The organism is Bacillus sp. MUM 116, assembly GCF_001866655.1.
In the GTDB taxonomy this organism is placed as follows: domain Bacteria; phylum Bacillota; class Bacilli; order Bacillales; family Cytobacillaceae; genus Neobacillus.
The window spans coordinates 17,456-37,966 of sequence record NZ_MLYR01000016.1 but is presented as its reverse complement, the minus strand read 5'-3'; the positions used below and the strand labels follow the sequence as shown (position 1 = coordinate 37,966).

Annotated in this window: 20 protein-coding genes and 1 pseudogene; 16 read left to right on the top strand and 5 right to left on the bottom strand. The window is 38.7% G+C overall.

The window, feature by feature from the left end:
* Positions 1-68 precede the first annotated feature (68 nt).
* From BIV60_RS03725 to BIV60_RS03680, 10 genes and pseudogenes are all read left to right on the top strand, one after another.
* Positions 69-1,451 (top strand): glycine--tRNA ligase, encoded by a 1,383-nt coding sequence (locus tag BIV60_RS03725; RefSeq protein WP_071354371.1) that lies wholly within the window; start codon positions 69-71, stop codon positions 1,449-1,451.
* A gap of 123 nt (positions 1,452-1,574) precedes the next feature.
* Entirely contained in the window at positions 1,575-2,204 is a 630-nt protein-coding gene (gene ccpN / locus BIV60_RS03720; RefSeq protein WP_083402081.1) for a transcriptional regulator CcpN, read from the top strand.
* A 34-nt stretch (positions 2,205-2,238) separates the two neighbouring features.
* Positions 2,239-3,048, top strand: coding sequence for a pyruvate, water dikinase regulatory protein (locus BIV60_RS03715; protein ID WP_071354369.1), 810 nt, complete (start codon positions 2,239-2,241; stop codon positions 3,046-3,048).
* Between the two features lie 268 nt (positions 3,049-3,316).
* Positions 3,317-3,778: pseudogene (locus tag BIV60_RS03710) on the top strand (YaiI/YqxD family protein).
* Positions 3,779-3,823: 45 nt separating this feature from the next.
* Positions 3,824-5,632, top strand: a complete 1,809-nt coding sequence (gene dnaG / locus BIV60_RS03705; protein ID WP_071354368.1) for a DNA primase — start codon at positions 3,824-3,826, stop codon at positions 5,630-5,632.
* Between the two features lie 42 nt (positions 5,633-5,674).
* On the top strand, positions 5,675-6,802 hold the full coding sequence (rpoD, locus tag BIV60_RS03700) for an RNA polymerase sigma factor RpoD (RefSeq protein WP_071354367.1): 1,128 nt from the start codon (positions 5,675-5,677) through the stop codon (positions 6,800-6,802).
* Between the two features lie 337 nt (positions 6,803-7,139).
* Entirely contained in the window at positions 7,140-8,279 is a 1,140-nt protein-coding gene (locus tag BIV60_RS03695) for an acyl-CoA dehydrogenase family protein (protein WP_071354366.1), read from the top strand.
* Between the two features lie 188 nt (positions 8,280-8,467).
* The gene (cccA, locus tag BIV60_RS03690) at positions 8,468-8,836 is read left to right on the top strand and encodes a cytochrome c550 (protein ID WP_071354365.1); all 369 of its coding nucleotides are present in this window, start codon (positions 8,468-8,470) and stop codon (positions 8,834-8,836) included.
* 88 nt (positions 8,837-8,924) lie between these two features.
* Positions 8,925-9,656 carry a tRNA (adenine(22)-N(1))-methyltransferase gene (locus tag BIV60_RS03685; RefSeq protein ID WP_071354418.1) on the top strand — a complete coding sequence of 244 codons (732 nt, stop codon included), beginning with the start codon at positions 8,925-8,927 and terminating at the stop codon, positions 9,654-9,656.
* On the top strand, positions 9,634-10,749 hold the full coding sequence (locus tag BIV60_RS03680; protein WP_071354364.1) for a Nif3-like dinuclear metal center hexameric protein: 1,116 nt from the start codon (positions 9,634-9,636) through the stop codon (positions 10,747-10,749). Before BIV60_RS03685 ends, BIV60_RS03680 begins: the two co-directional genes overlap by 23 nt.
* 38 nt (positions 10,750-10,787) lie before the next feature.
* On the opposite strand, the gene BIV60_RS03675 is transcribed toward BIV60_RS03680, so the two are convergent.
* Both BIV60_RS03675 and vrrA read right to left on the bottom strand, forming a co-directional pair.
* Complete coding sequence (locus BIV60_RS03675) at positions 10,788-11,729, bottom strand: 4-hydroxy-3-methylbut-2-enyl diphosphate reductase (RefSeq protein WP_071354363.1); 942 nt, start codon at positions 11,727-11,729, stop codon at positions 10,788-10,790.
* Between the two features lie 130 nt (positions 11,730-11,859).
* On the bottom strand, positions 11,860-12,666 hold the full coding sequence (vrrA, locus tag BIV60_RS03670) for a VrrA/YqfQ family protein (RefSeq protein ID WP_256218293.1): 807 nt from the start codon (positions 12,664-12,666) through the stop codon (positions 11,860-11,862).
* Positions 12,667-12,919: 253 nt separating this feature from the next.
* On the opposite strand from vrrA, the gene BIV60_RS03665 reads away from it, so the two are divergent.
* On the top strand, positions 12,920-14,236 hold the full coding sequence (locus tag BIV60_RS03665) for a DEAD/DEAH box helicase (protein WP_071354362.1): 1,317 nt from the start codon (positions 12,920-12,922) through the stop codon (positions 14,234-14,236).
* A gap of 22 nt (positions 14,237-14,258) precedes the next feature.
* Complete coding sequence (locus BIV60_RS03660) at positions 14,259-15,152, top strand: deoxyribonuclease IV (RefSeq protein WP_071354361.1); 894 nt, start codon at positions 14,259-14,261, stop codon at positions 15,150-15,152.
* A gap of 216 nt (positions 15,153-15,368) precedes the next feature.
* Here the strand turns inward: BIV60_RS03660 and BIV60_RS03655 are convergent, their stop codons facing one another.
* Positions 15,369-15,626 carry a DUF2624 domain-containing protein gene (locus BIV60_RS03655; RefSeq protein ID WP_071354360.1) on the bottom strand — a complete coding sequence of 86 codons (258 nt, stop codon included), beginning with the start codon at positions 15,624-15,626 and terminating at the stop codon, positions 15,369-15,371.
* 168 nt (positions 15,627-15,794) lie between these two features.
* Between BIV60_RS03655 and BIV60_RS03650 the strand changes: the two genes are divergently transcribed.
* Genes BIV60_RS03650 through zur form a run of 3 tightly spaced genes read left to right on the top strand, consistent with a single transcriptional unit; the run spans position 15,795 to position 17,835 of the window.
* Positions 15,795-16,568, top strand: coding sequence for a metal ABC transporter ATP-binding protein (locus tag BIV60_RS03650; RefSeq protein WP_071354359.1), 774 nt, complete (start codon positions 15,795-15,797; stop codon positions 16,566-16,568).
* Positions 16,565-17,410, top strand: coding sequence for a metal ABC transporter permease (locus BIV60_RS03645; RefSeq protein WP_071354358.1), 846 nt, complete (start codon positions 16,565-16,567; stop codon positions 17,408-17,410). The genes BIV60_RS03650 and BIV60_RS03645 overlap by 4 nt, the downstream gene beginning before the upstream one ends.
* A gap of 11 nt (positions 17,411-17,421) precedes the next feature.
* A complete protein-coding gene (zur, locus tag BIV60_RS03640) occupies positions 17,422-17,835 on the top strand; it encodes a zinc uptake transcriptional repressor Zur (protein ID WP_071354357.1) in 414 nt (137 codons plus the stop codon).
* A 52-nt stretch (positions 17,836-17,887) separates the two neighbouring features.
* On the opposite strand, the gene BIV60_RS03635 is transcribed toward zur, so the two are convergent.
* Positions 17,888-18,490 (bottom strand): 5' nucleotidase, NT5C type, encoded by a 603-nt coding sequence (locus tag BIV60_RS03635; RefSeq protein WP_071354356.1) that lies wholly within the window; start codon positions 18,488-18,490, stop codon positions 17,888-17,890.
* Between the two features lie 187 nt (positions 18,491-18,677).
* On the opposite strand from BIV60_RS03635, the gene BIV60_RS30830 reads away from it, so the two are divergent.
* Positions 18,678-19,049 (top strand): hypothetical protein, encoded by a 372-nt coding sequence (locus BIV60_RS30830; RefSeq protein ID WP_071354355.1) that lies wholly within the window; start codon positions 18,678-18,680, stop codon positions 19,047-19,049.
* A 198-nt stretch (positions 19,050-19,247) separates the two neighbouring features.
* On the opposite strand, the gene ispG is transcribed toward BIV60_RS30830, so the two are convergent.
* Positions 19,248-20,348 (bottom strand): flavodoxin-dependent (E)-4-hydroxy-3-methylbut-2-enyl-diphosphate synthase, encoded by a 1,101-nt coding sequence (gene ispG / locus BIV60_RS03625; protein WP_177177210.1) that lies wholly within the window; start codon positions 20,346-20,348, stop codon positions 19,248-19,250.
* Between the last annotated feature and the right edge of the window lie 163 nt (positions 20,349-20,511).

The following is a 20,511-nucleotide window of genomic DNA, read 5'->3' as shown; positions in this document are numbered from 1 at the left end:
AGCGAAGTGCCTGAAGCGGAAAGCAACAGACAGTTTAACACAGCCTATAAAAAAAGGAGCGAAAAAAAATGAGTGTAACGATGGAGCAAATTGTTTCCCACGCAAAACATAGAGGCTTTATATTCCCGGGATCAGAAATTTATGGGGGTCTTGCAAATACATGGGACTATGGTCCACTAGGTGTTGAATTTAAAAACAATATTAAACAAGCATGGTGGAAAAAATTTGTTCAGGAATCTCCCTATAATGTCGGTTTGGATGCAAGCATTTTAATGAATCCGAGAACATGGGAAGCTTCCGGCCATATCGGCAATTTTAATGACCCGATGATTGACTGTAAAAATTGTAAAGCAAGACATCGCGCTGATAAGTTGATTGAAAATTCTCTTGAAGAAAAGGGCATTGAAATGGTTGTTGATGGTCTTCCTTTTGAGAAAATGGAAGAACTAATAAAAGAGCACAATATCGCCTGCCCTGATTGCGGCAGTCATGATTTCACCGGCATCCGTCAGTTTAATTTAATGTTTAAAACATTCCAAGGGGTTACGGAAACGAGCTCGAATGAAATTTTCCTTCGTCCGGAAACGGCTCAAGGTATTTTTGTTAACTTTAAAAATGTGCAACGGACAATGAGGAAAAAATTGCCATTCGGTATTGCCCAAATCGGTAAAAGCTTCCGTAATGAAATTACCCCGGGTAATTTTACCTTCCGTACTAGAGAATTTGAGCAAATGGAATTGGAGTTTTTCTGTAAACCGGGAGAAGAACTAAAATGGTTTGATTATTGGAAGGAATTTGCGGAAAAATGGCTGAATTCCTTAGGATTAAACAAACAAAACTTACGTCTTCGTGATCATTCGGAAGATGAGCTCTCCCACTACAGCAATGCGACAACTGATTTTGAATATAAATTCCCATTCGGCTGGGGAGAACTTTGGGGCGTTGCTTCTCGTACAGACTATGATTTGAAACAGCATATGCAATTCTCTGGAGAAGACTTTGATTACATTGATCCGGAAACAAATGAAAGATATATCCCGTTCTGTATTGAACCATCCTTGGGAGCTGATCGTGTAACACTAGCTTTCTTAATCGATGCTTTTGATGAGGAACAGCTTGAAGATGGAACATCACGTACTGTTATGCATTTCCATCCTGCGCTGGCGCCAATCAAGGCCGCAGTTCTTCCGTTATCGAAAAAACTATCAGAAGAAGCAAAAGAAGTATTCAGTACTTTAGCAAAATATTTCACTGTGGATTTTGATGAAGCAGGTTCGATCGGCAAAAGATACCGCCGTCACGACGAAATAGGAACACCTTATTGTATTACCTATGATTTTGATTCAAATGATGATCAAATGGTTACCGTAAGAGATCGGGATACAATGGAACAAACCCGTATCCCAATTGCCGACCTTGTAAGCTTTTTACAAGAAAAGATGGTTTTTTAAAGAAATTCAAAAGGTGCGGGTTCCGCACCTTTTGAAATGTTATCTTTTTAACTTAAATTGAAAATCGTATATAATATTGCTAAAAAAGATTAAATTGTGGCTTTAACTTAAGCTTTTAAGGCGGTGAGGAAAATCGAACTGACAAAAAGGCAAGAGCATATTTTGCAAATCGTCCAGGATAATGGTCCGATAACAGGCGAGCATATTGCTGAACAATTAAATCTTACAAGGGCTACGCTTAGACCGGACTTAGCCATCCTTACGATGGCAGGATATTTGGACGCACGGCCGAGAGTTGGGTATTTTTATACAGGAAAATCAGGTACCCAGCTGTTAACGGAAAATTTAAAGAAGTTTTATGTGAAAGATTACCAGTCGATTCCGGTTGTTGTGAATGAAAATGTATCCGTATATGATGCGATTTGTACCATGTTCCTTGAGGATGTGGGTACATTATTTGTAGTGGATCAAAACTCCTTCTTGGTTGGAGTATTATCGCGGAAAGATTTATTACGGGCAAGTATCGGTAAGCAGGAGTTAACCTCCATACCTGTAAATATCATCATGACAAGAATGCCGAATATTACGATGTGCGAACGTGAAGACCTTTTAATTGATATTGCACAAAAATTAATTGATAAACAAATTGACGCTTTACCGGTTGTAAGAAAGACTGACAAAGGTTTCGAAGTAATTGGCAGAATTACGAAAACAAATATTACAAAAGCTTTTGTTGCTCTTGGGAATGAATAAGGTAAAGACTTAGCAGAGGAGCTGTTGAAGGGGAATGAATATGCCGATTATTTATGTTGTATCTGATTCAGTGGGAGAAACAGCTGAATTGGTAACCAAAGCAGCAATTAGCCAATTTAATGGCTCTGGGATGGTCTTGAAAAGATATCCATATGTGGAAGATAAAGAACATATCGATGATGTGATTTCACTTGTATTAATGGATCAAGCGATGATTGCCTTCACATTAGTAAAACCGGAAATGCGTACATACATGATGAAAAAGGCAGATGAATCGGGGATCCATACAGTTGATTTAATGGGTCCATTGATGGACCAAATCCAGGTTTATAGTGGAAAAACACCTCGTTGTGAACCCGGGTTAGTCAGAAAACTGGATGAAGATTATTTTAAAAAAGTTGAGGCCATTGAATTTGCGGTCAAATATGATGACGGAAGGGATCCTCGCGGGATTTTGAAGGCGGATATTGTTTTAATTGGAGTATCAAGAACTTCTAAAACCCCTTTATCACAATATCTTGCACATAAACGGTTAAAGGTTGCTAATGTTCCTTTAGTACCTGAAGTAGACCCGCCGGAAGAATTATATAAGGTCCCTGCCGAAAAATGCTTTGGACTAAAAATAAGCCCTGAAAAATTGAATAATATCAGAAGAGAACGCTTGATATCATTAGGATTAAACGATAGTGCCAGCTACGCCAATATCGAGCGGATTAAAGAAGAATTATCTTTCTTTGATCATGTTGTACAGAAAATTGGCTGTCCAGTAGTTGATGTAACCAACAAAGCAGTTGAAGAAACAGCGAATGTCATTTTAAATTACTTTCATAAAACTAGACGATGACACATAATCTCTCTGGATTATGTGTTTTTCTGTAAACAATTGGATGAAAAAAAGAAAATAAAAATGATGGTAAAATCAAAATGAATATACTATAATAAAAAATTGTGATAAAAATGAATCTTTTAGGTTTAGACTTGCATATGAACGAATAAACTATTTATTGTCAGATGTCAAGGAAACCTAGCTGAAAAAAATCGACATGAATCCTTTTTATAAAAGTTAATGGCTAAAGAAGGAATATGTGGAGTGATGTAGAATTAATACTACTATTAACGGCAGTCCGACAATTTTTGTCGATGCGGATTCATGCCCAGTTAAAGAGGAAATTGTCGAAATTGCTTCCAATTTTTCTGTAAAAGTTCTTTTTGTCGCTTCTTATGATCATCATGGATTGAAGGATTCTACATATGCAGCTTGGAAATATGTTGATTCCAGAAATAGCGGCTGCTGATTTATTTATTATGAATCATGCTGCCAATGGAGACATAACGATAACACAAGATATTGGTCTGGCATCCACCTAATTGCCAAAAGGTGTCTATGTGTTATCCCCAAAAGGAATTTTATTTGAAGAAACAGGGATTCAAACTGCCCTTGACTTACGATACCTTAATGCAAAAGCCAGAAAAAAGGCATTTATGGGAAAGGGCCAAAACCTTTTAGTTCACAAGACAGAGAAAAGTTTATTACATCGTTAACAAAAAAAATGTCGAAAATTGCAGGAAATTAATTATTCTTTGTAGAATAATTGTAACAACAAATGGAGTTGTTTTTCATGGCTGACCGAATTGCAGATGAAAAAATAGACCAAATTCGTCAGGCTGTTGATATTGTTGAAGTAATCAGCGACTATGTTCAACTAAAAAAGCAGGGCAGAAATTATTTTGGCTTATGCCCGTTCCATGGAGAAAATACACCATCATTTTCCGTTTCATCCGATAAACAAATTTTCCATTGCTTTGGATGCGGTGCTGGCGGAAATGTTTTTACTTTTTTAATGGAGCTTGAGGGCATCTCTTTTCAGGAAGCAGCTGTAAAGCTGGCCGAAAAAGCCAATATTGAGCTTCAAGTAAATCTTTCAAACGATGGAAAGGAAAAAAGAGTTTCGAAAGAGCTCCAATCCATTCAGGAGGCTCATGAGCTTTTACGTAAATTTTATCATCACTTGCTTGTAAACACAAAAGAGGGTCAGCTGGCATTAGAGTATTTGCTTAAAAGAGGCTTTACCAGGGAATCAATTGATAAGTTTCAAATAGGTTATTCTTTAAATTCATGGGATTTTGTTTATAAATTTCTCTCTAAAAGAGAGTTTCTGCCGGAATGGATGGAAAAAGCCGGATTGATAATCAAGCGCGAAAAAGATGGAACCTATTTCGACAGATTTAGGGACCGTGTTATGTTTCCAATTTTTGATCGTAATGGTAAAACGATTGCATTTTCAGGGAGAACTCTCGGGGACGATGAGCCCAAGTATTTAAATAGTCCCGAAACGGCAATCTTTAATAAGAGTAAAATTTTATATAATTTTCACTTGGCAAGGGCAAGTATGAAAAAAGCCCGCCAGGCTGTGCTGTTTGAAGGCTTTGCCGATGTAATTGCTGCAGACCGGGCTGAAATTGAAAATGGGATTGCTACCATGGGAACAGCGCTGACAGATGAACATATAGCCCTGCTAAGGCAAAATGTACAATCCGTTTTGATTTGCTATGATTCCGACAAAGCTGGAATTGAAGCCGCCTATCGTGCGGGCCAATTGCTTGGTGATTCGGGACTGCAGCTTAAAGTAGCGATGATGCGCGAAAGCAAAGACCCAGATGAATATATTAAAAAGTTTGGCCCGGAAAAATTCCGTAATGAAGTAATTGGTGCAAGTTTAACCTGGATGTCATTTAAATTCCTTTATTTTCGCAGAGGAAAAAATCTTCAGCTTGAAGGAGATAGGCTTGCCTATATCGAAGAAATAATTAGAGAAATAAGCAAATTACCAATGGCTGTTGAAAGGGATCATTACTTAAGACAGCTTGCGGCTGAATTCTCCTTATCGCTGGACGCTTTAAAGCAACAGCAAAAACAAATCTTTTTTGCTGAAAAAAAGAAAGCAAATAGAGACAATCCACCGCTTAACAAATCAATCATTAAGCCGGTGCAAGTGAATGATATAAAACCTGCCCATATCAATGCAGAAAGGTATTTAATCGCCCATATGCTTAAAGATAAAGATGTTGCCTACAAGGTGCAGGATTTATTGCAGGGTCAAACGTTTAATATTGATGAGCATCAGGCAATAATAACGTATCTGTTTGGATATTATGAGGAGCATCTCCAGCCTGACTCAAGTGCTTTTTTATCTTATATTCAGGATGATAATCTTAGGAGTTTGGTTGCCAATATTGAAATGATGACAATTAATAATGAATTAAGCAGCCAAGAATTAAATGATTATATCAAACAGGTGTTGAATTATCAAAAGATGTTAAAGATAAAAGAAAAAGAACTTGAAGAAAGAGAAGCTGATCGAAATAAGGATTACAAAAAGGCAGCTGCAATTGCAATGGAAATTATTCAATTACGTAAATCACTTTAGTATTCATTATAGTGTCTTTGATTTCTGGAAGGAGGGGGACATATGGCTGAAAAATCTGCCCGTTCAAAAGAGGTTGAACAAGAATTAACCCTTGAACAAGTAAAAAACCAGATTACCGAGCTGGGAAAAAAAATTGGTGTCCTTGCCTACGATGATATTGCTGAAAAAATGGCTAATTTTGAATTGGATTCTCATCAAATGGATGAATTTTATGAATTCCTGGGGGATCAAGGAATCGAATTAGTCGGAGATAGTGACGAGGAAGACCCGAATATCAATCAATTAGCAAAAGAAAATGACGATGAGTTTGATTTAAATGATTTGAGTGTTCCGCCCGGGGTTAAGATTAATGACCCGGTTCGTATGTACTTAAAAGAAATCGGCCGCGTTGATTTGCTTTCGGGTGAGGAAGAAATCAAACTGGCGAACAGAATCGAACAAGGGGATGAAGAAGCGAAGCGGCGTCTTGCGGAAGCAAACTTACGACTTGTTGTCAGTATTGCAAAGCGTTATGTCGGCCGTGGAATGCTTTTCCTTGACTTAATTCAAGAAGGAAATATGGGTCTTATTAAAGCGGTGGAAAAATTTGACTATCGAAAAGGATTTAAATTTAGTACGTATGCAACCTGGTGGATTCGTCAGGCGATTACACGCGCGATTGCAGACCAGGCACGTACGATCCGTATTCCGGTTCACATGGTTGAAACCATTAATAAATTAATTCGAGTTCAGCGTCAATTATTGCAGGACCTTGGTCGCGAACCAACTCCTGAAGAAATTGGCGAGGATATGGATTTAACTCCAGATAAGGTAAGGGAAATCCTTAAAATTGCTCAAGAGCCGGTTTCTCTCGAGACTCCGATTGGCGAGGAAGACGATTCACATCTTGGCGATTTTATCGAAGACCAGGACGCAACCTCACCTTCCGAGCATGCGGCATATGAATTACTTAAAGAGCAGCTTGAAGACGTTCTGGATACATTAACGGACAGAGAAGAAAATGTTCTTCGCTTGCGCTTTGGCTTAGATGATGGACGTACCCGTACTCTTGAAGAGGTGGGAAAGGTTTTTGGTGTAACGAGAGAACGTATCCGTCAAATTGAGGCAAAGGCATTGCGAAAATTACGTCATCCTAGCCGCAGTAAACGTCTAAAGGACTTTTTAGAATAAAACTGCTTTTAAATAGTTTACTTCTGTAGAGAAGTAAACTATTTTTTTTTTGAGAATTCTTGTTGGTCATTTAGCAATTCCTTACTTTTGTACTTATTTTACTGAATTGTCTTTCATTTTGCAAATAGGCTTCGAAATACTTTTTACATGAAAAGAGGTCAATATTATTTTGAAAAAGTAATATATGGAATTAGTGATGTTGAAAAAAGAAAAAATTCAAAATATTATATATATCCATATAACAATTTAAATTTAAATTTTTAAAATGTTGTGAAAATATAAAAATCCCTCGTATAATTAAAGAAATCGCATACAAAATTGCTTAAGGGGGATAAAAATGAATTTTGATTTAACTTCTGAGCAAGAAATGCTAAAAAAAATGATTCGTGAGTTTTCAAATGAAGAAGTTGCGCCAGGTGCAATTGAACGAGATCGGAATAAACAATTTCCTTTGACAATATTTAAAAAATTAGCCGAGATGGGGATAATGGGGCTGCCTTTCCCGGAAGATTACGGGGGTGGAGGTGCCGATACGGTTAGTTTTACCATTGTTACGGAAGAACTGAGCAGGGCATGCGGCTCTACCGGCATTACCTATTCTGCTCATATTTCTTTAGGAGGAGCACCCCTAGATCTTTTTGGAACGGAAGAACAAAAACAAAAATTCTTAGTCCCCATATGTACCGGTGAATCTTTTGGGGCGTTCGGGTTGACTGAGCCAAATGCCGGATCGGATGCAGGGGGAACAAGAACAACGGTTAAAGAAGAGAATGGGGAATTTATTATAAATGGGAATAAATGTTTTATTACGAATGCAAGTTATGCAAAACATATGGCATTAACAGCAATCACCGGAGAACAAAATGGAATAAAAGAAATTAGTGCAATTATTGTTCCAACCAATGCAGATGGATTTAAGGTAATTGATAATTATGAAAAGATGGGCTTAAACGCTTCTAATACGACCGAACTTGTCTTAGAGGATGTTAGGGTACCTGTGGAAAATTTGTTAGGGAAACGAGGAGAGGGTTTTAAACAATTTTTAATTACTCTTGATGGGGGGCGCATCGGAATTGGGGCTATGGCTGTGGGCATTGCTCAAGGTGCCTTTGAAAAGGCTCTTGCATATGCGAAGGAAAGAAAACAGTTTGGTCAATCCATTTCCTCTTTTCAAGCCATCCAATTTAAACTGGCAGATATGGCTATGAAAATAGAATTGGCCCGAAACATGGTTTATAAGGCTGCTTGGTTGAAAGACCAAAGAAGGCCATTCTCAAAAGAAGCTGCAATGTGTAAATTGTATGCTTCTGAAATTTGCATGCAAGTGACCGACCAGGCAGTGCAAATTCATGGCGGCTATGGCTATATGAAAGAGTATCATGTGGAAAGAATGATGCGCGATGCAAAATTGCTCGAAATTGGCGAGGGTACTTCGGAGGTTCAAAGAATGGTAATAGCCAGAAAAATTGGTTGTTAAAAAGAAAAATGGGAAGAACACGAAGAGGCGGAAAATAATTAAATTTCTGCCTCTTTTATCTTTTTTATAAAGAATATTGGACAAAGTAAGATTAGGACTTTTCCTTCTGTCGATTTTCAAGTAAAATAGTAGTTGTTTGTAGACGTTCTATAATTTAACAGTTTTACTTACATAAGGGAGGTTATAGCATGAAGCGGAATCCGGTCATTCCTTACATTCTGATTTTTGTTTTTGGAATCGGATTAACATTCTTATTATCCTTTAAAGGTCTCGGCGATGCGAAAGAGATGGCAAAGGATAAAAATGGAGGCAAAGGCGCCGAAAAGACAGCAACGGTTGCTACTAATCCAGAAGACATTTATAAACAAACATGTATTGGCTGCCATGGTGACCAATACCAAGGTGTAGTAGGTCCGCCATTAAAAGGTATCGGTAAAAAAATATCCAAGGATGAGATTATTCACGTCATCACAAAGGGTAAAGGCAACATGCCTCCAAACCTAGTCCCCCAAGAACAAGCCCAAGCAATGGCAGAATGGGTATCTAAGATTAAATAATAATGGTGATTTAAAGAAAGTCCTTTGCATCTGTAAAGGACTTTTTTATACTAGAATGAATGGAATTCTTAAAGGTGTGGTGAAATTTTTGAATACGGATAAATTATCTGACCGTTTAGCAACAGTAGCAAAATATGTTCCAAATGGAGTGAAACTTGCCGATATCGGCTCCGATCATGCCTATTTACCCTGTTTCTTGGCAAAAAATGGTTCGATTACATTTGCCGTTGCAGGGGAAGTAGTGGAGGGACCGTTTCAATCTGCAGCAAGAAATGTCCAATCAGAGGGGTTAGCAGATATCGTTTCTGTTCGATTAGGTGATGGCTTGGAAGTAATCGAGCCTGGTGAAGTGAATTGCATAACGATTGCAGGAATGGGCGGGGCCTTGATTGCAAATATATTGGAACTAGGGAAAGAAAAGCTGCCGACAGTTGAGCGGCTAATCCTACAACCGAATATTAGTGCATCCTCCATACGAAAATGGCTGCTTGAGCATCAATGGGAGCTTATTGAAGAAGAAATTCTTGAGGAAGATGGAAAAATATATGAAGTTTTAGTGGCCGAAAAGGGGGAGCCTTTAAAACCATATAAAAATATCCAAAGCGAATTAGGACTTTTGGTAGGGCCATATTTATTACATAAAAAAGATGAAACATTTAAAAAGAAATGGCGTATGGAAAAGGAAAATTGGAAAAGAATTTATTCTCAGTTAGAAGGGGCGGCACCGTCCGCTGAAACAGAACTGAAAAAACAAGAACTTTTAGATAAGATTAAAATGGTAGAGGAGGCGCTTGGCAATGAAAATAGCGAACGGTCATGAAATCATTCAATTATTTGAACGATTTTCTCCTAAAAGCTTAGCTATGGAAGGGGATAAAATCGGTCTACAAATTGGGCGGCTAAACAAAAAAGTGGAACGAATAATGATTGCCCTTGATGTCCTGGAAGAAGTGATTGATGAGGCAATAGAAAAAAATGTTCAGCTTATCATTGCCCATCATCCTCCCATTTTCCGGCCGCTGAAAAATCTGCTCACGGACACCACACAGGGAAGAATGATTGAAAAGTTGTTAAAACATGATATTGCTGTTTATGCAGCCCATACGAATCTTGATGTGGCAACCGGAGGTGTCAATGATTTACTTGCGGCAGCCCTAGGGCTAGAAAATCCAAAGGTTCTCGTCCCGACATATGAAACCCCGTTAAAAAAAATCGTTGTGTTTGTCCCGAAAAGCCATGAGGAACAGGTGAGACAGGCCCTTGGTCATGCAGGGGCAGGCTTTATCGGAAATTATAGTCATTGTTCATTTTCGACAGAAGGAACGGGAAGATTTTTACCAGGGGAAGATTCCAATCCTTTTTTGGGCAAGCCAGGAAAATTAGAAGAAGCCGAGGAGGTCCGGATGGAGACTATTATTCCGGAATCCATGTTGAAAAAAGCCCTTTCCGCCATGATCAAGGCCCATCCTTACGAAGAGGCTGCTTATGATGTTTATCCGGTTGACAATAAAGGTGAGGTTTTAGGCTTGGGTAGAATCGGTACAATTCAAGAGATGACATTAAAAGAATTTGCCGAGAAGGTTAAAGCCATGCTTGAGGTTGATAAAGTCAGGGTGGTTGGTGATTTAACCGCTAAAATTAAAAAGGTTGCCGTGTTGGGCGGTGATGGGAATAAATATTTCACTCAGGCCAAGTTTAATGGGGCAGATGTATATGTTACCGGAGATATTTATTACCACACGGCACATGATGCCATGATGCAGGGATTGAATATGATTGACCCTGGTCATAACGTCGAAAAAGTGATGAAAAAGGGTGTAATCGCCGTCCTAAAAAAAATGTGCGAAGAATCCGGTTATCAGGTTGAAATTATTCCTTCTGAGATTAATACAGATCCTTTCCAATTTATTTAAAAAAGAACCGGTCATTAAAAAAATGACCGGTTTTTCTGTTAATCTCTTTTCACTTTTGGGAGGATTTTGTTTAATGGAACGTTTTTTCTTCGCTCCCATGTAGTTTCATTATTTGGATCAAATTGTTCAAGGAAACTAATCACCTCTTTGGTGATAGGAGTCGGCGTGGAAGCACCCGCTGTTACGGCGACCGTTTTCGCACCCTTAATCCAGTCAATATCTAATTCTGAAATATCAGCAATTCGATAGGCCTTTGTTCCGGCTATATCTTCTGATACCTGTGCAAGACGATTGGAATTATTACTTTTTGGATCTCCGACTACAATTGTTACATCGGCTTCGCCAGCTTGACCAGCCACTGCCTCCTGGCGGATTTGTGTAGCATGACAAATTTCATTATGGACTTCCACATTCGGATACTTTTCCTGAACTTTCTTCATGGTATCTGTGACATCCCATTGACTCATAGTAGTCTGGTTTGTCACAATGAGTTTATCGCAATCAATGTTTAATGCTTCAACATCTTCTGGAGTCTGCACTAAGTGAACAAGTCCTGGTGCAACACCCACAGCACCTTCCGGCTCAGGATGTCCTTTTTTCCCGATATAAATGGTTTGATATCCTTGTTGTGTCTTTTCATGTATTAAATCATGGGTTCTGGTTACATCAGGGCATGTAGCATCAATGGTAACAAGCCCTTTCTCTTTAGCAAGCTGCCGAACTTCTGGAGAAATACCGTGAGCTGTAAAGATAACTGTACCCGATTCAACTTTATTAAGGATATCTTTGCGATTTTTCCCATCAAGTGTAATGATTCCTTCTTCTGCAAATGCATCGGTAACATGTTTATTATGAACAATCATTCCCAAGATGTAGATTGGGCGTGGTAATGTTTTGTCTAATGCGGCATTTCTGGCAATGACCATGGCATCGACAACACCGTAACAATAACCTCGTGGTGATATTTTTATAATTTGCATATATAAAGTCCTCCCAAAAGATCATGAAGTTCAAAATCTATGTATTTATTATATAAAACTAATAGAAATAAAACAAAGATACATTTTTTCTCTAAAAAATTAAAAGAATGCTGTTCCCAGCATTCCAGATTTAAATATAAAGTTTTGGGACTGAAGTCCCTTTCTGCCGTCTTGATTCTGGCCGGCTTGACTGTTTCTGTGATGTTTGCTTTTGTCCCGATTTATGGCTGCTTGAATGCTTACTAGATGTCTGCTGCTTTTTATGTGTTCGCTTTTTACTTCCAGAAGAAATACTGGATGTAGTTCTTGAACTCGATTCATCTTTCACTGCTGCTTTATTATCTTTGCTTTCATCAGCTTTTGATGAATCTTCCGTGCTGTCAGGGGCATTTTTTAAACCCCTGTATAATTTCCACATCGCCGGAAGATTTTTGACGATAGGGCCATACTGTTGGATCATTGGTCCAATGGTTTGAGCCGTTTTTAACACTTGTTGGGTATTATTTAATAAGCCGCTAATCCCACCAGGATTGCTTAAGGACTGAAGAAGACCTCCACCACCACCGGAAGCTGCTCTACCGGCTCCCTGCATGGCATTACCTAGTCCACCCATTCCGCCTGCTGGATTTCCCCTTCCTAATATCCTTGAAAGCAAGCCGCCTCCGCCTCTTCCCATTTGACCGGCTCCACCCATCATTTGATTCCCGCCGCCGAACATACCTCCTGTTCCTGCCATTGGATTTCTTCCGCCGAACATACCGCCTGCTCCTGCCATTGGATTTCTTCCGCCAAACATATTCATTCCTGCTCCTGCCATTGGGTTTCTACCGCTAAACGAATTCATCATTGGACCAGCGCTGCCAAATGGATTTCCACCGGTTCCCATCATTCGGGGGCCCATTCCCCCTTGCATTCCGTTCATAGGTCCTGGCTGCATCTCTATACCTCCCCTCAAATACGTCTTCATGCATTAAAATATGCATATAACCAATTTTGGTTTAGGTCTAATGCACAGGACAAAGGAAATTTTCTGATTTAAAAAGTGTATAAAGGTAAATGATGTTAGTAGGAAAAAGATTGCTGGAGTTTTGGATTAAAATTTACTATAATTGCATGATGGAAAGAAATGAGGAAACTCTTGTAAAAGCAAGAAAACAAATCCTAAATTATTTTTTATGAGGAGTAATTAAATGAAGCATAACCAATTTGAACGTTTTAAATTTCAACCTTTTTTGATAGATGCATTAAATCATCTTGGCTTTTATCAGCCAACAGAAATTCAAGAAAAGATGATTCCGCTGGTATTAAAAGCGGAAAATGCCATTGGCCAGTCTCAAACCGGAACTGGTAAAACACATGCTTTCATATTGCCAATTCTTGAAAAAATAAAACCTGAGATTCAACAGGTGCAAGCAGTCATTACGGCACCAACTAGGGAACTGGCTTCGCAGATTTACCATCAAATCTTAAAAATCACTGAGCATTGCAGCCCTGATCAATCGATAATGACAAGATGCTATATCGGTGGGACGGACAAGCAGCGGACAATTGATAAATTAAAGGTGCAGCCCCATATTGTTGTCGGGACACCGGGAAGAATCAAGGATCTCATGCTTGAACAAGCCCTATTTATTCATACAGCCGATGTTCTAGTGGTTGATGAAGCAGATATGATGCTCGATATGGGGTTCATTGAAGATTTGGATCAGGTTGCAGCGAAAATGCCTGAAAGTTTGCAGATGCTCGTATTTTCAGCAACGATTCCTGAGAAGCTGAAACCGTTCCTAAAAAAATATATGGAAAATCCAAAGGTTATTCAAATTGATTCAAAACAAAGGGCAGCAGTTAATTTACAGCATTTGCTCATGCCCTCAAGGCATCGAAATAAAAAACAACTTGTACATGATGCCTTACTTACCTTTAACCCATTTTTGGCCATTGTTTTTACCAACACAAAAAAAATGGCAGAAGAGGTCGCTGGCTTTTTAACGGAGAAAGGGTTAAAAGTCGGGAGGGTTCATGGCGATCTAAATCCGCGTGAGCGCAAGAAAATGATGAAGCAGATTCAGGACTTGGAATTCCAATATATTGTTGCCACTGATTTAGCTGCAAGAGGTATTGATATCGAAGGGGTTAGCCATGTCATAAACTATGAACTGCCGACAGATTTAGATTTTTATATCCACCGGGTGGGAAGAACGGCTCGAGCTGGAAATTCCGGAATTGCTCTCACCATTTATGATCTTTCCGATGAAGATGCCTTAATTCGTTTAGAGAAAATGGGAATTCAATTTAAATACGTGGATATTAAAAATGATGAATTTGTTGAATTAGAGGACCGGAACAGAAGAAAAACGAGGGTGAAGCAAGAGGATGAGGCAGATAAAATTGCCAAATCAATGATCAAGAAGCCACAAAAAGTAAAACCAGGATATAAAAAGAAAATGCAATGGGAAATGGATAAAATTAAAAAACGCCAACGAAAATTAAATCAGAGAAAAAAATAACCGGTGAATGGAGAGGAAAGGAATGCTGAAAATTGGGTCGCATGTTTCAATGAGTGGAAAGAAAATGCTTTTGGCTGCAAGCGAGGAAGCAGTGTCTTATGGTGCAAATACATTTATGATTTATACAGGAGCACCGCAAAATACGAGAAGAAAAAAAATTGAAGACTTAAACATTGAAGCTGGAAGAAGACATATGGAAGAAAACGGTATAGCTGAAATCGTTGTTCATGCACCCTATATTATTAATATTGGGAATACAACCAATCCGGATACCTATGAATTAGGCGTGAGATTTCTTCGTTCGGAAATTGAACGAACAGAAGCGATCGGTGCAAAGCAAATCGTCCTCCATCCCGGTGCACATGTCGGTGAAGGGGCAGAAGCAGGTATAAAAAAAATTATCGAAGGTTTAAATGAAGTGTTAACTGGAAAAGAAACCGTGCAAATTGCTTTGGAAACGATGGCAGGGAAAGGCTCGGAATGCGGGAAATCATTCGAGGAGTTGGCCATGATCATCGACGGGGTTACCTATAGCGACAAGCTTTCCGTTTGTTTTGATACCTGCCATACTCATGACTCCGGCTATAATATTGTCGAAGATTTTGATGGTGTATTAAATGATTTTGATAAAAAAATTGGAATTGACCGCCTAAAGGTTCTTCATATTAATGACAGTAAAAATGCTGTCGGGATGAGGAAAGACCGTCATGAGAACATTGGATTTGGACATATTGGATTTAATGCATTGAACTATATTGTTCATCATCCACAGCTTACCGATATTCCAAAAATTTTAGAAACGCCATTTGTCGGTGAAGATAAAAATAACAAAAAGTCTCCATATAAGTTTGAAATTGACATGTTTAGGGAACAAAAGTTCAATGAAAATCTTTTGGATGACATCATGCAATCATAAGAAAAAGCTGTGCAGCAAGCACAGCTTTTTTTGGGTTAAATGATAGGGATTTTCGAATTTGAGAATTGTCCAGCCCCAGCGCCTAGCCCCTCGAGGGAAAAAATGAACTGCTTTTTTCCTAGGTTGCTTCGGTCCTGCCGATGAAGTCAAAGAACGACTTCACCACCAGGACCTAAAGCCATGTCGGGGCTGACCAAGGCGCTTCCGCTTTTCGTTTCAGCTTTTGGTTAATTGCATAAATAGTTTATTTACTTCGCGTGCTGTATCAGGACCCGCAGCTTTGGCAATTTCTTTTATTAAAGCTGAACGTTCGCGGTCATCAAAAATATTAATATTTTTTCCTCGTAAGTATTGGGAGATTTTTTTCGCTTGGATTCGATTTACTGAAATATTAAATTGATTGGCATACTTTAATAATTCTTCTGCAGTTATAGTATTTATTTTATGATTGATGATGTTTTCAAATATCCTCATCCTCATCACTCCTCCATCCTAATGTATGAGAAAGAAGTAAGAGTGTGACTTATCCCAGAAGATTTTTTTGGGCTTAGTTTGAATCACTTTACATAATGAAAACCCTATTGTATACTACATAAAGTTAAATCGGAATGATTCTTAAAATTAAAGGTGAGAGTTTATCATATGCAATCAATTATTGAAATCAAGCATCTTTTTTATCGATATGAAAAGGATACGGTCCTCGAGGACATAAATCTTTCAATTCCGGATGGTTCTTTTTTGGCAATTGTCGGACCAAATGGATCTGGAAAATCCACGCTTCTAAAACTTATCCTTGGCCTTTTGAAACAACAAAAAGGAGAAATTTATTTATTCAATCAGGAGCTAAGTAAATTTAAGGATTGGCAAAAAATCGGATATGTTTCCCAAAAGGCCAATTCGTTTAATACCGGATTTCCGGCAACAGTATTTGAAGTGGTCTCCAGCGGCCTAACAAAAAAAATTGGCATGTTTCGTTTTTTCAAGAAAGAGCATTCTCAAAAGGTAATGGAAGCACTTGAAGCAGTCGGAATGGAGAAGTTTAGCAGGCGGAATATTGGCGAGCTGTCGGGCGGGCAGCAGCAGCGGGTATTTATCGCTCGTGCTCTAGTCAGCGAACCGAAGCTTCTGATCCTCGATGAGCCAACTGTTGGGGTTGACGCTCAAAACGTAAATTCGTTTTATCAAATGCTTGGAGATTTAAATAAAAAGCGCGGAATTACCCTTTTATTAGTTACGCATGATATCGGCACAATCTCAGAAAAGGTGACACATGTTGCCTGCCTTAATAAACATATGCATTTTCATGGAAATACGGAGGAGTTTGAGAGGTTTAGAACAGAAGAAATCTCGGATTTTTACGGGCATGATGTTCATATGCTGTCGCATCAACATGAACACGGAGGTGTGACAAAGTGATACAAGGAATTTTTCATTATGAATTTTTACAAAATGCTTTTTTAACCGGGATTTTGATTGGCTTTCTTGCCCCACTGCTGGGTGTATTTATTGTCGTCAGAAGACTTTCGTTAATTGCGGATGCCTTAAGCCATGTCACGCTGGCCGGGATTGCAGCAAGCCTATTGATTGAAAAATATTTTACGGTGTTCGCCGGGTTAAATCCACTCTATTTGGGGATGGCGTTTTCGGTAGGAGGCTCCTTATTTATTGAAAAGCTAAGGGGAGTTTATAAACATTATCAAGAATTGGCAATTCCGATTATACTTTCGAGCGGTATCGGGCTTGGGGTTATTTTTATTTCACTTGCCAATGGATTTAATACTGATTTGTTTAGTTATTTGTTTGGCAGTGTTTCGGCCGTTAGCAGGACAGATTTATGGGTTATTTTTATCATTAGTCTTCTTGTCGTTTTTGCGATAATTTTATTGTATAAAGAACTGTTTTTACTATCATTTGATGAGGAGCATGCAAAGGCATCGGGAATTGCGGCTAAAAGTATTCACTTTATTTTTATTATAATGGTTGCTCTTGTTATAGCGGCTTCCATGCGGATTGTCGGAATTCTTTTGGTTTCTTCGTTAATGACTTTGCCAGTTGCCGCAAGTATCCGGATTGCCAAAGGGTTTAAACAGACAATTTTTTTATCAGTGGTCTTTGGGGAAATTGCTGTAATGGGTGGACTTTTTACTGCCTATTATTTAGATTTGGCACCAGGTGGAACGATTGTTATGATTGCAGTTCTCATTTTAATATTTGCTATTTTTTTAAAAAAAATGACAGTCCATAAACAGGTGCAATAGAGGTGAATGACATGAACGTTAATGAGGCAATACAATATTTAAAGGAAAAAGGGTTTAAGCACACAGGGAAACGCGAAGAAATGCTGCAACTGTTTGCGGATAGTAATAAATATTTAACCGCCAAGGATGTTTTGGACCAATTAAAAGAAGGGTATCCTGGATTAAGTTTTGATACCATCTACCGCAACCTTTCTTTATTTGTCAAAATGGGAATTTTGGAAATGACCGAATTGTCTGGGGAAAAGCATTTCCGTTTCACTTGTTCGCATCATAGTCATCACCATCACTTTATCTGCCTTGACTGCGGAAAAACAAAAGAGATTGAAACTTGTCCAATGAATGAATTAGGTGAAGATTTAGCCGGCTATGATATCTCAGGCCATAAATTTGAAATTTATGGCCGCTGCCCGGAATGTACACACTAAGAAGTAATTACGTTTTAAAAAAAACAGCTTGTCTGATGGCAAGCTGTTTTTTCTATCCTTTAGTGAGGAAAGGAATTTTTTCGTCTGCAGTTGTTCTTAACCAATTCTCAACCCAACTATAAGCTTCGTACCAATCGTTTACTCTGATCACACCCTGAGGAATAGGGTCTTGATTATAGGGAGTATTAAACAAAATAACCGGGATAGAACATTCCTCGTGAATCATCACGGCATTATCATGCTTATCCTCGAAGAAAATGTCAACCATATGTTTTTTTACTGTTTCAACTTTATCATGTGATCCAATTAAATCAATATTATGGTAGGTTAAGCCTTTTTTTCTAAACCATTTTTTTGTATTCTCAAGCAAATGAGGGCCGCGGGCGCTGATAAAATACAGTTTATGCCGGTCTTTCCATGTATTTAAAATATCATCTGCCCCTTTTGCAAGTGGTGACCTCTCATAGATAATTGGTTCGTTTTCACTAAACCATTTTGAAAATTCTTTTTCAGGTACATTAACGAAAGGGTTCAAATCGTATTGGGTAATATCGGATAGATGAAGATTTAAACCAAAATCTTTATTTATAAATGGTAAAAGTGCTGAAGGAGATGTTACCGTTCCATCAATGTCAATGCCAAATTTTTTTCTCATTTTTATGCCTTCACCTTCATTGCTAAATAGTATCTTATTTATTTTACCAAATAGAGTTATTTCTCTAAAGTTAAATATTTTTGAAAGACTTGAAGAAAAACACCAATGCAGACAAACATTAACAAATTAAAATGAAAAAGAAGACAAATACTAATAAGGCTCCTATAACTGAAAGTGAGGGATTACGATGGCAGACCAAGATAGAGACACTGGGGTGCGTGAAAATACCGAAAGTGCATACATTGGACAAGACATCCCTAATAACCCTTCAGACTATAGAGAAGAAACGGCAGCAGAAATTGCCGCTCCTGTCCCGGTTGCCCGTCGAAGAGAAGTTGATGACGTCAGAGGCCGGGCTGAAGGGGGAACAGGTACAGGGTATGTTGCATTAGCCCTGTCGATTTTATCTCTGTTTGTATTACCGATTCTTTTTGGTGCAGCAGGTATTGTGTTAGGTTTTATTGCTCGAGCAAGAGGGGCCGCAGGTATCGGTGCTTGGGCAATCGGGATTGGTGTCGTATCGCTTATTATAGGGATAGTTATCCTCCCGTTCTTTTAACCAATATCTGTGTAATAGGGGCAAACAAAAACCCGGCAGCGATACTGCCGGGTTTTCATAATTAGATATGAAAGTATAATATTCGACTTTGAGAATTGTCCAGCCCCAGCACCTAGCCCCTCGATGGTCTACAGCCAATCCGACTGCCGGCTTGACATATGCTTGTCAGGCTGATCAAGGCGCTTGCGCTTTTTGTTCTTATTTAGTCACTTTTTCTTCTTCTGCTTTTTTTCTGAAATATTCTTCTGCTACTTGGTCAATTTCCTTTTTCAATTCCTCAACCATTTGATCTTCAGGAACCTTGCGGACGATTTCACCTTTCCTAAATAGCAAGCCTTCTCCACGTGCACCGGCAATTCCGATATCTGCTTCACGCGCTTCACCAGGTCCATTGACAGCACATCCAAGTACAGAAACCTTAATTGGAGCCTTAATGTTTTGAATATATTCTTCCACTTCATTTGCAATACTGATCAAGTCAATTTCAATACGTCCACATGTAGGGCATGAAATAAGCGTTGCTGCATTAGAGGATAGTCCAAATACTTTTAAAAGCTCCCGTGCTACTTTTACCTCTTCAACAGGGTCAGCACTTAAAGATACACGAAGTGTGTTTCCAATACCTTTGCTGATGATTGCACCTAGTCCGGCTGCACTTTTCACGGTTCCGGAAAAAAGTGTTCCCGATTCGGTAATTCCTAAGTGAAGTGGGTAATCAAAAGTACGAGCAGCTTTTTCATAAGCTTCAATTGCTAGATTGACATCGGATGCTTTCATGGAAACAATGATGTCATGGAAATCTAGATCTTCTAGAATTTTGATATGATGTAGAGCACTTTCGACCATACCATCTGCTGTTGGGTAGCCATATTTTTCAATAATTCGCTTTTCAAGAGAACCGGCGTTAACGCCAATACGGATTGGAATACCGCGTTCTTTTGCCGCTTTTACAACTGCTTCAACCTTTTCACGTTTACCAATATTCCCAGGGTTAATCCGGATTTTATCTGCTCCGCCTTCAATTGCCTTTAGAGCCAATTTATAATCAAAATGAATGTCCACAACTAAGGGAATGTTGATTCTTTTTTTAATTTCAGGGATGGCATTAGCAGCACGCTCATCCGGACAAGCAACCCGGACAATTTGGCATCCGGCTTCTTCAAGACGTTTAATTTCAGCAACAGTTGCCTCAACATCATGGGTTTTGGTTGTTGTCATACTTTGGATAATGATTTCATTGTTTCCGCCAATGGTTAAATTTCCGACTTTGATTGGACGGGTTTTCGTACGATGTATAATTTCACTCACGTGGAATTCGCTCCTTTAAAATGGAATTCGAATAAAAGGTAAATAAAAATAAAATCAACTTATCCCGCATTAACGGGCAGTAAGATTTGAGGAGCTAATAGGATCAGTGGAGAAAAACTGCCCGTAAAAGCCCGATTGGTTCAACTATCAATCA